Genomic DNA, 10,788 nt, shown 5'->3' on the forward strand with positions numbered 1-10,788 from the left:
GCCCCGGACGTCCCACCGAGCGTGCGCGCGGAAGGGTGCGGTGTGAGACTGCTGTCGGGATGACCCGGAGGCGAGGTGGTGACGGCGTGTCGGCTCAGCCTCAGGAGCAACCGCTGGAGGAGTTCCTCGCCGACCGGCGCAATCTGACCGCCGACCTGTCCACGGCGGTCGCCCGGTGCTCCAAGGCGCTGGGGCTGCACCACTGCGTGGTCTACCTCGCCGATCTCCAGCAGCGTCAGCTCGTGCCGCTCACCGACGTGACGTCCACGCTGCCCGTCGACGGCTCCCTGGCCGGGTGGGCCTACCGCACCGAGTCCCTGCGCGTGCAGGAGTCCGACAGCGCGGACATCGTCACCGCCTGGTTCCCGCTGCTGGACGGGGCGGAGCGGCTGGGCGTGCTGGCCGTCCACACCTCGGCGCTCACCGCCGCCACACTGGTCCGCGGCAAGGCGCTCGCCGGACTCCTCGCCATGATGATCACCTCGAGGCGGACGTACAAGGACACCTTCGTCCGGCGGACCCGCACCGAGCGCATGGAGCTGCCGTCCGAGATGCTGCGGGCCTTCCTCCCGCCCCGCACCATCGGCAACGCCAGTACCGTCTCGACCGCGGTCCTGGAACCCGCCTACGCGCTCGGCGGCGACGCCTTCGACCATGCGCTCACCGACACCGCCCTGCACGCCTCCGTCTTCGACGCCATGGGGCACAACCTGGTCTCGGGGCTGACCACCGCCGTGGCACTGGCCGCCTGCCGCAACGCGCGCCGTACCGGAATGGACCTGCCCGCACTCGTGGAATGCGTGGACGACACACTGACGCAGTGGCTGCCGGACCAGTTCTGCACGGCGGTCCTCGCCCAGCTCGACCTGCGGGGCGGCGTGCTGCGCTGGGCCAACTGCGGTCATCCGCCGCCCCTGCTGATCCGGGACCAGCAGCTCATCGCCGACGCCATGGCGAGCGAGGCGGACCCGCCGATGGGGCTGGTGACCCTGCTGACGCGGCCCCGCCGCACCCACGCCATCCAGCTCGAGCCCGGCGACCGGGTGCTGCTGTACACGGACGGGGTGACGGAGGCCCGGACGCTCGACGGCTCCCTGCTGGGGCTGGAGCGCTTCGCCGACTACGTCATCCGCGCCACGGCCACCGGTGAGCCGGGGCCGGAGACCCTGCGCCGGCTCATCCACTCCATCCTCGACTCCCAGGGCAGCGATCTCCGCGACGACGCGACGATCCTGCTGCTGGAGTGGCAGCCCGTGCCGCGCCGTTGAGGACGCCGCCGGGCCCCGTCCGGCGCGTCGCGCGGCCCGGCGGCGTGCTCAGTACAGCGCCCGCAGGGCGCCGGGCAGCACCGTGGCGGTGACGGGCAGCTCGGCCTCGACCTCGCCGTCGGCGCCGTAGGGCAGGCGCCGGTCGGCCTCGATGCGGACCTGTGCCCCGCGCAGGACGCTCACCTCGGGGCGGCGGACGTGGGTGCCCGACGCGAGTTCGTTCATCAGGGCGAAGAACAGGCGCCGCGGGGCGTGCCGGATCATCACGACCTCCAGCAGGCCGTCGTCGATCCTGGCGTCGGGGGCGATGACGCGGCCCGAGCCGTAGAAGCCGGAATTGGCGGCCACGACCGTGTATCCGCGGTGCGCGTGCTCCACGCCGTCGACCGTCACCCGGTACCGGGCCGGGCGCCAGGTGCCGACCGCGCGGAGCCCTCCGGCGTAGTAGGCGGCGGCGCCCCGCAGGAGTACGGCGTGGTTGGCGTGGCGGTTGGCGAGCGCGTCGACGCCGGCGTAGACGCTGCCGAGGACGACGGTGCGGTCGTGCGCCGCGGAGCACACCTCGATGGTGTCGACGGGCCGCGGCTCGGCGTCGAGCAGCACGCGGGCCAGGGCGTCCGCCCCGGTGGGCAGGCGCAGGGCCCGGGCGAAGTCGTTGCCCCGCCCGGCCGGTACGAGTCCCAGGACCGCGCCGGTCCCGCTGAGGGCTCCGCCGATCGCGCCCGCGATGCCGTCCCCGCCGACCGCCAGCACCACCCGGCCGCGGTCACCGGCCTCCCGCGCGAGGTCCCGGGCGTGCGCGAGGCCGCGGCTGTAGACGGTGTCGAGTCCGGCGCCCGCCTCGCGCAGCAGCCGGGCCACCGCGAGGAGCGCCGCCGCGCCCGTGGCTCCGCCTGCGGTGGGGTTGACGACGGCGGTGAACTGTCGCATCGGGGGCCTCCGGACTGTCGGCGGACGGGCGGATGGGCGGACGGGCGGGCGGTGAGGGCGCGCGGAGTGGTGGGGGGTGCGGTGGGCGGCGGTCAGTCCGCGGGCAGCAGGACTCCGGGGTTGAGCACTCCGGCCGGGTCCAGCCGCCGCTTGACGGCACGCAGGGCGTCGACCGCGAGGGGGCCGGCCTCCCGCGCGTACCAGTCGCGGTGGTCGGCGCCCACGCCGTGGTGGTGGCTGATGGTGCCGCCCGCGGCGAGGATCGCGTCGTTGGCGGCGTGCTTGGCGCGGGTCCAGTGGGCGAGGGGGTCGTCGCCCTGGGCGCTGACGACGGTGAAGTACAGGGAGGCGCCGTTCTCGTAGACGTGCGAGATGTGGCACATGACCAGGGGCGGGGTGCCCGCGCCGGTCAGGGTTGAGGTCAGGGCGTCCCGGACGGAGGCGTACAGCTCCGGCAGGCGGGACCAGAAGGCGGCGGTCTCCAGGGTCTCGGCGAGGGCGCCGGCGTCGAGCAGGGCGTCCCTCAGGTAGGGGGCGGAGTAGCGTCCGCGCGCCCAGTGCCGGCCCGGCTCCTCCCCCAGCGGCGCTCCGCCGGCCTCGCGCAGGACCGCCGCCGCCCGCTCGCGGCGGTGGCCGGTGTCCTCCTCGGTGCCCTCGAAGCCGACCACGGCCAGGCATCCCGCGTTCTCCCGCGCGGAGGCGGAGCCGATGGCGTCGGGCCGGGCCAGGCCGACGAGGGTCTCGGTCTCGTCGGACAGGCGCAGCACCGTCGGGCGGGGCCCGTCCTGGGCCAGCCGGCGCAGCGCGTCGGCGCCCTCCCGGAAGGACGGGAAGCTCCAGCCCTCGTACACGCGGGCCTGGGGGACGGGACGGACGCGCACGGTCACGGCAGTGATCACGCCGAACGCGCCCTCCGATCCGAGCAGCAGCTGGCGCAGGTCCGGGCCGGCGGCCGAGCGCGGGGCGCGGCCCGTCTCGACGGTGCCCTCGGGGGTGGCGAGGGTCAGGCCCAGCACCATGTCGTCGAACCGGCCGTAGCCGGCGGAGGCCTGCCCGCTGGAGCGGGTGGCGGCGAACCCGCCGAGGGTGGCCCACTCGTAGGACTGCGGGAAGTGGCCGAGGGTGAAGCCGTGTCCGGCCAGCAGCGCCTCGGCGTGCGGGGCGCGCAGTCCGGCCTGGAGGGTGGCGGTCCGCGAGACGCGGTCGACGGCGAGCAGGCCGTTCAGGCGGCGCAGGTCGAGGGCGACGGCGGCGCCGCGCCGGGCGGGCGCGAGGCCGCCGACGACGGAGGTGCCGCCGCCGAACGGCACGGCCGTCAGCCCGTGCGCGGCACACGCCCGCAGGACGGCGAGGACCTCGTCGTGCCCGGCCGGGAGCACTACGGCCGCCGGGAGGTCGTCGACCTCACCGCACCGGATCCGCAGCAGGTCAGAGGTGGACTTGCCGCGCGTGTGCCGGATGCGGGACTCGGCGTCGGTGCGCACGTGCTCGGCCTGCCCGCCGACGGCGGACAGCAGGGCGCGGTGCGCCTCGGCGCCGAGCGGGGAGGCGGGGACGGCGATCTCCTCCAGGGCGACCGGTCCGGTGCCGCGCGGCGTGACGCCGAGCAGGTCGCGCAGCAGCCCGGCCACCGTGTCGGGCAGCGGCGCCGCCGCGGCGGGGTCGCCCCAGCCGCTCCACAGCATGTCCATCGGTGTCGTCCTCCAGGTCGGTGTGCGGGACGCCGTCTCGGCACGGCCCCAGCGGGCGGGCTGTGTCGACACGGCTCCACCGGACGGGCCGCGTCGGCACGGCCCCACCGGGCGTTACACTGTGACACATGACGCCTATTCGTCACAACCAGTCGGACGGCGACGCGGTGCTCGACGCGGTCCGCGACTGCGTCCTGGCCGTCGGGGTCCGCCGTACGACCCTCACCGACGTGGCCCGCCGGGCGGGGGTCTCGCGGATGACCCTCTACCGGCGCTGGCCCGATGTCCGGTCCCTGGTCGGCGATCTGATGACCCGCGAGTGGGTCGGCGTGGCCACGGCCGCCCTGCCGGAACGCCGCCCCGGCACAAGGGCCCGGGCGCTGCTGGTGGACGGCCTGGTGGCGGGGGTGGCCGCCTTCCGCGCCCATCCGCTCTTCCGCAAGATCGTCGACGTCGATCCCGAGCTGCTCCTCCCCTACGTCCTCGACCGGCGCGGGGCCAGCCAGGAGGCGCTGCTGGAACTGCTCGCCGACGGCCTGCGGGAGGGCCACGCCGACGGCTCGGTACGGCCCGGCCACCCGGAGCGGCAGGCCCGCTCCCTGCTCCTGGTGGTCCAGTCGTTCACCCTGTCGCTGCGGACGATGGCCGACGAGGACGACCCGGAGCTCGACTCCGCCGCCTTCCTCGCGGAGCTGCGGACCATCCTGGAGAGGACCCTGACGCCATGAGCCCCACCGGCAGCCCCACCGCACCCGCACCGCCGGCCACCGCCTCCTCGCTGTCGGCCGCCCGCCGCTCGCGCGAACTGGCCGCCGCCGTGGGCGGTCCGGTGGTGGACGTCCTGGTCGTCGGACTGGGCGCGACCGGTGCCGGAGCCGCCCTCGACGCGGCCGCCCGCGGACTGACCGTCGCCGCCGTCGATGCCCACGACCTCGCCTTCGGCACCTCCCGCTGGAGCTCCAAGCTGATCCACGGCGGCCTGCGCTACCTCGCGTCCGCGCAGTTCGACGTCGCCCACGAGAGCGCGGTGGAGCGCGGACTGCTCATGGAGCGCACCGCCCCGCACCTGGTGCGCGCCGAGCCCTTCGTCCTGCCCCTCACCCCGCTGGTCTCCCGCGGTCAGGCCGCCCTGGCCTGGGCCGGTTTCCGGGCCGGGGACGCCCTGCGCCTGGCGGCCCGCACCTCCCGGGCCACGCTGCCCGCGCCCCGCCGGCTCGCGGCGGCCGAAGCCCGCGTCCTTGCGCCGGCCGTGCGCACCGGGGGGCTGCGCGGCGGGCTGCTGTCCTGGGACGGCAAGGTCACCGACGACGCCCGCCTGGTGACCGCCCTCGCCCGCACCGCCGCCGGCCACGGCGCTCGGATCCTCACCCGGGTCAGGGCCCTGCGGCTGACCGGTTCCGGCGCCCTGGTCCGCGACGAACTCACCGGCGAGGAGGGCGAGATCCGCGCCCGTACGGTGATCAACGCCTCCGGCGTCTGGGCGGGCCGGCTGGTCGACGGCATCCGGGTCCGGCCGTCCCGGGGCACCCACCTGGTCCTGCGCTCCGAGCACCTCGGCGCGCTCCCCGCCGGCCTGCACATCCCGGTCCCCGGCGAGACCAACCGCTTCGTCCTCGTCCTCCCCCAGGGCGACGGCCGCGTCTACGTCGGCCTCACCGACGAGCCCGTCGACGGCGACCTCCCCGACGTGCCGGCCGCTCCCGAGACGGACATCGGCTTCCTCCTCGACGTCCTCGGCTCCGTGCTGGACGTCCCGGTCCACCGGTCGGAGGTGGCCGGCGCCTTCGCCGGGCTGCGCCCCCTGCTGGACACCGCCCCCGGCACGCACCCCGGCGGCGCGGGCCGGACCGCCGACCTCTCCCGGCGGCACGCGGTCGTCGCCGGGGGCGACGGCGTGGTCACGGTGGTCGGCGGCAAGCTCACCACGTACCGGCGGATGGCCGAGGACGCCGTCGACGCGGCGGTCACGGCGGGCCGCCTCACCGCCGCCCCCTGCCGCACGGGCGGCCTGCCGCTGGTCGGCGCGGCTCCCGCCCGGCGTCTGCGCGAGATCCCCGCACCGCGCCGTCTCGTCCGGCGCTACGGCACCGAGGCCACCGCCGTCCAGACGCTCGGCGCCCGGGACCCGCGCCTCGCCGAACCCGTCCTGCCGGGCCACCCCGTCACCGGGGCCGAACTCCTCTGGGCGGTCCGCCACGAGGGGGCCCTCGACGAGGCGGACCTGCTCGACCGGCGCACCCGCATCGGGCTGGTACCGGACGACCGCGGCCCGGCCCTGGACGCGGTGCACCGCCTTCTGGGCGAGCCGTCGGACTGGACGGTGTGACGGAGACGCGGAGGCGCGGAGGCACGGCGCGGCGCGGATGCGCGGCGGCCCGTGCAGTGTGGACGTGTCACGGACGCACGGACGTCACGGACAAGCGGACGTCACGGATGTCACGGACCTCACGGATGTCACGGACGTCACGGACGTCACGGACGTCACGGACGTCACAAACGTCACGGGCAAGCGGACGCACGGATGTCACGGACAAGCTGATGCGCGGACGTCCCAGGCACGCGTGCGTGCGGACGCGTCGCGGGCACGCGTGCGTGCGGACGCGTCGCGGGCACGCGTGCGTGCGGACGCGTCGCGGGCACGCGTGCGTGCGTGTCGGAAGCGACCGGGAGGGGTCCTCGCCCCGGTGGCCGGCGTCCGCCGGGCCGGCCAGGCGGCGTGACCCGCCGCGCCCGTGTCACGGCTCCGCACGGCCGGGGCCGGGTCCGGCGGTGTGGTCGGGGTGGCCCGCGGTCCGGCGGGCCTCCTTCATCTCGGCCTCGTACAGGTGGTCGCGGCCTTCCGCCAGGGCGGCGAGGGCCTGCCGTTCCAGATCCCTGAAGGGTTCGTAGTAGGTGCCGTTGTAGGCCTCGACGATCTGGAACGTCCAGTGCCCGGGGATGACGTTGCGGCCCAGGATCTCGCGCTGCACCCGGTCCGCCCACTCGGTGTGACCGGCCTCGCGCAGCAGGGCCACCGTCCGGTCCAGCTCCAGGTCCGCGCCACCCGTCAGCTGGTGGAAGGCGTACAGGTGGCCGCGGGCCCGCTCGGTGGTCTCCAGGGCCTTCGACAGGGAACCGAGCGCCTCCACCGTCGTCCGGCTGACACCCGGTGGACGCCGGTGGGCGGGGTCGGGGCCGTCGTCGTGATGGTTCATGCCCCGACAGGTCCCCGGGCGGGAGCCGGGCGGTGCCGCCCCGCGCGGATCTCGACCCGGGCGAGGCACGAAAGTCACCCCGAAGACGGCACCCCGAGGACGGCACCCCTGAGACGACACCCAGAAGACGGCTGCCATGGGGTGGACGGCGCGCGCCACGCGTCGAGGCGGGCCTCCATGGCATGGCAAGTCGGAGGCGGCCGCGCGTGTCCGGACGGGGGGACGGGGCACGCGGTCATCAGGGCCGGGAAAGTGCCCTTCCGCCGACTCTCCGGGAGATCCCGATGATCATCGGAATCATCATCGCCGCCTGTGTCGTCCTGGCCGTGCTGGCCTTCTTCCTGCCCCGCCTCTCGCGCCATCCGCAGAGCGGCGCACAGCGCACCCTGGGCGCCGGGTCGCGGGCCGGATCGAAGGCGCCCGGGCCGCTGGGGCGGCTGTTCAGCAAGCCGTTCAGTTCCAGCTCCCGAGCGGTCGGACGCAGCGGCTCCGCGGGACGGCGGGCGCGCGGCCGGATGCCCTTCTGACCGCACTCCGGCACACGACGGCCGGCCGGACCGCCACCGCGGACCGTGAAACCGGCACGCGTCGCCGACGACCGTCAGCACTGGCCGAGGAGACGATGGGGACATGGCCGAGACACCACAGGGCCGGGAGACCGCCGACCTGTACGACGACGACGGGGAGCCCGACGGGCTGCTCGAAGGGCTGAGCGTGGACGAGCGCCGGCCCGAGAAGCCGATCCTCCTCGACGCCGACGGAAGCCCCGTGCGGACGTGGCGGGAGAACTACCCGTACGACCGGAAGATCCGCCGGGCCGAGTACGAGCGGACCAAGCGCATCCTCCAGATCGAGCTGCTCAAGATGCAGCGCTGGGTGAAGGAGACCGGTCAGCGGCTCGTCGTGCTCTGCGAGGGCCGCGACGCGGCCGGCAAGGGCGGCACCATCCAGCGCTTCACCGAACGGCTCAACCCGCGCGGCGCCCGCGTCGTGGCGTTGGAGAAGCCGACCGAGCGGGAGGCGGGCCAGTGGTACTTCCAGCGCTACGTGGCGCATCTGCCGGCCCGCGGTGAGATCGTCTTCTTCGACCGCTCCTGGTACAACCGGGCCGGCGTCGAACGCGTGATGGGGTTCTGCACGGAGGAGGAGTACCGCACCTTCCTCGCCCAGGCCCCGCTGTTCGAGCGGCTCCTCACCGACGACGGCATCCTGCTGGTGAAGTTCTGGTTCTCCGTGTCCCAGGCCGAGCAGCGCACCCGGTTCGCCATCCGCCAGGTCGACCCCGTGCGCCGCTGGAAGCTCTCCCCCACCGACGTGGCCTCGCTCGACCGGTGGGACGACTACACGGCCGCCAAGGTCGACATGTTCCGCGCCACGGACACGCCGCACGCCCCGTGGACGGTGGTCAAGAACAACGACAAGCGGCGGGGCCGGCTGGAGGCGATGCGCAGCCTCCTCGACCGCTGCGACTACCCGACGAAGGACCATGAGGCCATGGGCAAGCCCGATCCCCTGATCGTGGGCGTCGCGGACACCCTGCTGGAGGCGGGCGAGGAACCCACCGACCTCTCCCCCACCCCCCTGGCCGGCCACCGCAGGGGCCCCGGCATCCATCCGGCCGCCCCCGACCCGTCGCCCGGGCGGGCGTGAGCCGAGCGCCTGCCGTCCGGCGGTGCCGCGCGGGCGGCCGGGGCGATGTCAGCGGCCGCGCCCGGCGCCCTCCCGGTCCTCACCCGGCGTACGCAGGGCGAGGAGGGCGACGTCGTCGTCGTTGTCGGTCGGCCGGGTCCGCTCCAGCAGGTGATCGGTGAAGGACTCCAGGGGCCGGTGCGCGAGGGACGCGGCGTGCCGGCGGAGCCGGTCGAGCCCCTCGTCGATGGAGCGGCGGGGGGACTCGATCAGTCCGTCGGTGTACAGCACGAGGGTGGAGCCGGGCGGCAGCGTGTACGTCGCGTCCGGGCGGCTGCGGCGGGCTCCGGTGCCCAGGAGGATGTCGTGTCCGTCGGTGAGGTACCGGGCCAGGCCGGAGCGGGTGACCAGGAGCGGGGGCGGATGGCCGGCGTTGGTCCACGACAGTTCGTACCGCCCGCCGCTCCCTTCGGCCATCCGGGCGAAGATCATGGTGGCCATGGGGACCTCGGTGATGTGCATGACCGCGTCGTCCAGCCGTTCGACGATACGGCTGGGCGGTTCCTCCTGGGACCAGGCGTAGGCGCGGAGCATGTTGCGCACCTGGGCCATGCCGGCCGCGGCGTCGAGATCGTGTCCGACGACGTCGCCGACGGCCAGTGCGGTGGCGCCGTCGGACAGGACGAAGGCGTCGTACCAGTCGCCCCCGACGTGGGACGCGTCGGGCGCGGGCAGGTAGCGGACGGCCATCTGCACGCCCGGTACCCTCGGCATCTGGGGCAGCAGATGGCGTTGCATCGTCTCGGCGACCGCGCGCTGCCGCTGGTAGAGGCGTGCGTTGTCCAGGGCGAGGCCGGCGCGGCGCGCGATGTCCTCCAGCAGCGCGACGTCGGCGGGCGTGAACTCCGCCGGTCTCTCGGAGCGGCCCAGGGTGAGCGCCCCCAGGACCTCGCGGGTGCTGCGGACGGGGGCGATGGCCGCCGAGTGGATGCCGGTGGCCTCGAACAGACGGCGCTGTTCGACGGCGATGCCGGAGTCGGGCGGCCCCTGGTAGGTGCGGGGGCCGGCCAGGGCGGAGGCGACACCTCGCAGCGCCCGGGAGAGCGGCATCGGGGATTCCTCGGGCACGGGCGGCATCGGTCCCTGGAGTTCCTCGTGGGTCACCAGGGCTCCGTCCTCGTGGTGGACGACGACGGCCCGGCGGACTTCGTCGCGCTCGGTGATCAGGTCGACGACGGCCCAGTCCGCGAGCCGGGGCACCACCAGCGCGACCAGGCGGCCCAGCGCCTCGTCGGCGTCGAGGGTGGAGGTGAGCCGGGTGGTGGTCTCGGCCAGCAGGGCCAGACGTTCGAACGCCGGCAGTGAGTCGTGGGCCCGGGGCTGGGCGGTGCGGGCGCCGTCGAACGGGTGGAAGAGCACCAGGGTGCCCCGCTGTCCGTCGCCGAGGTCGTAGGAGGTGATCGTCCAGGATATGGACAGCAGGGAGCCGTCTCCGCGTTCGAACCAGTCCTGCTCGGCCTGGGTCGTCCCGCCGGCGTGGAACATGGGCCGCATCCGGCACTCGGACCTCGCCATCGGCTCCCCTCGGGAGGTGCGGTGGAGCAGGTCGTGCGCGTCGTGGCCCAGGAGATCCGCGGCGGGGCGGGCCAGCAGGCGTTCGGCCGGCGCGTTGACGGCGACGATGCAGCCCTTGTCGTCCACGAGGTAGGCGCCGGTGCCCAGGGCGGCCAGGGCGGCGGCGAGCCGGTCGGCGAGCCCGCGCGAGGAGCCCTCCCGGCCGCCCTCCGTGTTCCCGGGCTCCGTCACGTCCTGCCTCCTCGACTCGCATCCGCCGTACGTCGCGCACTGCCCGTACGTTGCGCACGGCCTGTACTCCCGTACTGCCGTACTGCCGTACCGCTGCCCGTACAACCCGTACTGCCCGTACGTTTCGCACTGCCCGTACTGCCCGTACTGCCCGCACTCCCCGTACTCCCCGTACTGCTGTACGCGTCGGACTACCGTACTTCCGTACTTCGGTACCGGCCCGCACGCCGGATGCCCCGGTGCCACGTCGGGCCCCGGCGGCTCGGCCCG

The 10,788-nt window shown here is 75.0% G+C and carries 9 protein-coding genes; 5 read left to right on the top strand and 4 right to left on the bottom strand.

What is annotated here, in order from left to right; all coding sequences use genetic code 11:
- The first annotated feature begins 59 nt into the window (after window positions 1–59).
- On the top strand, window positions 60–1,268 hold the full coding sequence (locus tag ACFV9M_RS41125) for a PP2C family protein-serine/threonine phosphatase (RefSeq protein ID WP_385079200.1): 1,209 nt from the start codon (window positions 60–62) through the stop codon (window positions 1,266–1,268).
- 48 nt (window positions 1,269–1,316) lie between these two features.
- Here the strand turns inward: ACFV9M_RS41125 and ACFV9M_RS41130 are convergent, their stop codons facing one another.
- Window positions 1,317–2,198, bottom strand: coding sequence for a diacylglycerol kinase family protein (locus tag ACFV9M_RS41130; protein WP_385079203.1), 882 nt, complete (start codon window positions 2,196–2,198; stop codon window positions 1,317–1,319).
- Window positions 2,199–2,290: 92 nt separating this feature from the next.
- Entirely contained in the window at window positions 2,291–3,889 is a 1,599-nt protein-coding gene (locus ACFV9M_RS41135) for an FAD-binding oxidoreductase (RefSeq protein ID WP_385079220.1), read from the bottom strand.
- Window positions 3,890–4,017: 128 nt separating this feature from the next.
- On the opposite strand from ACFV9M_RS41135, the gene ACFV9M_RS41140 reads away from it, so the two are divergent.
- Together ACFV9M_RS41140 and ACFV9M_RS41145 are read left to right on the top strand one after the other, a co-directional pair.
- Window positions 4,018–4,617, top strand: coding sequence for a TetR/AcrR family transcriptional regulator (locus ACFV9M_RS41140; protein WP_385079205.1), 600 nt, complete (start codon window positions 4,018–4,020; stop codon window positions 4,615–4,617).
- Window positions 4,614–6,215, top strand: a complete 1,602-nt coding sequence (locus ACFV9M_RS41145; protein WP_385079208.1) for a glycerol-3-phosphate dehydrogenase/oxidase — start codon at window positions 4,614–4,616, stop codon at window positions 6,213–6,215. Before ACFV9M_RS41140 ends, ACFV9M_RS41145 begins: the two co-directional genes overlap by 4 nt.
- A gap of 409 nt (window positions 6,216–6,624) precedes the next feature.
- Here ACFV9M_RS41145 and ACFV9M_RS41150 read toward each other — a convergent pair whose 3' ends face one another.
- Window positions 6,625–7,083 (bottom strand): hypothetical protein, encoded by a 459-nt coding sequence (locus ACFV9M_RS41150; protein ID WP_385079209.1) that lies wholly within the window; start codon window positions 7,081–7,083, stop codon window positions 6,625–6,627.
- A 284-nt stretch (window positions 7,084–7,367) separates the two neighbouring features.
- On the opposite strand from ACFV9M_RS41150, the gene ACFV9M_RS41155 reads away from it, so the two are divergent.
- A complete protein-coding gene (locus tag ACFV9M_RS41155; RefSeq protein ID WP_385079212.1) occupies window positions 7,368–7,610 on the top strand; it encodes a DUF6411 family protein in 243 nt (80 codons plus the stop codon).
- 103 nt (window positions 7,611–7,713) lie between these two features.
- Complete coding sequence (ppk2, locus tag ACFV9M_RS41160; protein ID WP_385079214.1) at window positions 7,714–8,733, top strand: polyphosphate kinase 2; 1,020 nt, start codon at window positions 7,714–7,716, stop codon at window positions 8,731–8,733.
- 48 nt (window positions 8,734–8,781) lie between these two features.
- On the opposite strand, the gene ACFV9M_RS41165 is transcribed toward ppk2, so the two are convergent.
- Window positions 8,782–10,518 carry a SpoIIE family protein phosphatase gene (locus tag ACFV9M_RS41165; protein WP_385079217.1) on the bottom strand — a complete coding sequence of 579 codons (1,737 nt, stop codon included), beginning with the start codon at window positions 10,516–10,518 and terminating at the stop codon, window positions 8,782–8,784.
- Window positions 10,519–10,788: the final 270 nt, after the last annotated feature.

The sequence above is a fragment of the Streptomyces sp. NPDC059895 genome, assembly GCF_042731035.1.
Classification (GTDB): Bacteria; Actinomycetota; Actinomycetes; order Streptomycetales; family Streptomycetaceae; genus Streptomyces.

Excerpts from the sequence above, each read along its gene's own strand:
- ACFV9M_RS41135 (WP_385079220.1), bottom strand. The coding sequence starts at position 3,889 with ATGGACATGCTGTGGAGCGGCTGGGGCGACCCCGCCGCGGCGGCGCCG.
- ppk2 (WP_385079214.1), top strand. The coding sequence starts at position 7,714 with ATGGCCGAGACACCACAGGGCCGGGAGACCGCCGACCTGTACGACGAC.
- ACFV9M_RS41155 (WP_385079212.1), top strand. The coding sequence starts at position 7,368 with ATGATCATCGGAATCATCATCGCCGCCTGTGTCGTCCTGGCCGTGCTG.
- ACFV9M_RS41145 (WP_385079208.1), top strand. The coding sequence starts at position 4,614 with ATGAGCCCCACCGGCAGCCCCACCGCACCCGCACCGCCGGCCACCGCC.
- ACFV9M_RS41140 (WP_385079205.1), top strand. The coding sequence starts at position 4,018 with ATGACGCCTATTCGTCACAACCAGTCGGACGGCGACGCGGTGCTCGAC.
- ACFV9M_RS41125 (WP_385079200.1), top strand. The coding sequence starts at position 60 with ATGACCCGGAGGCGAGGTGGTGACGGCGTGTCGGCTCAGCCTCAGGAG.
- ACFV9M_RS41130 (WP_385079203.1), bottom strand. The coding sequence starts at position 2,198 with ATGCGACAGTTCACCGCCGTCGTCAACCCCACCGCAGGCGGAGCCACG.
- ACFV9M_RS41150 (WP_385079209.1), bottom strand. The coding sequence starts at position 7,083 with ATGAACCATCACGACGACGGCCCCGACCCCGCCCACCGGCGTCCACCG.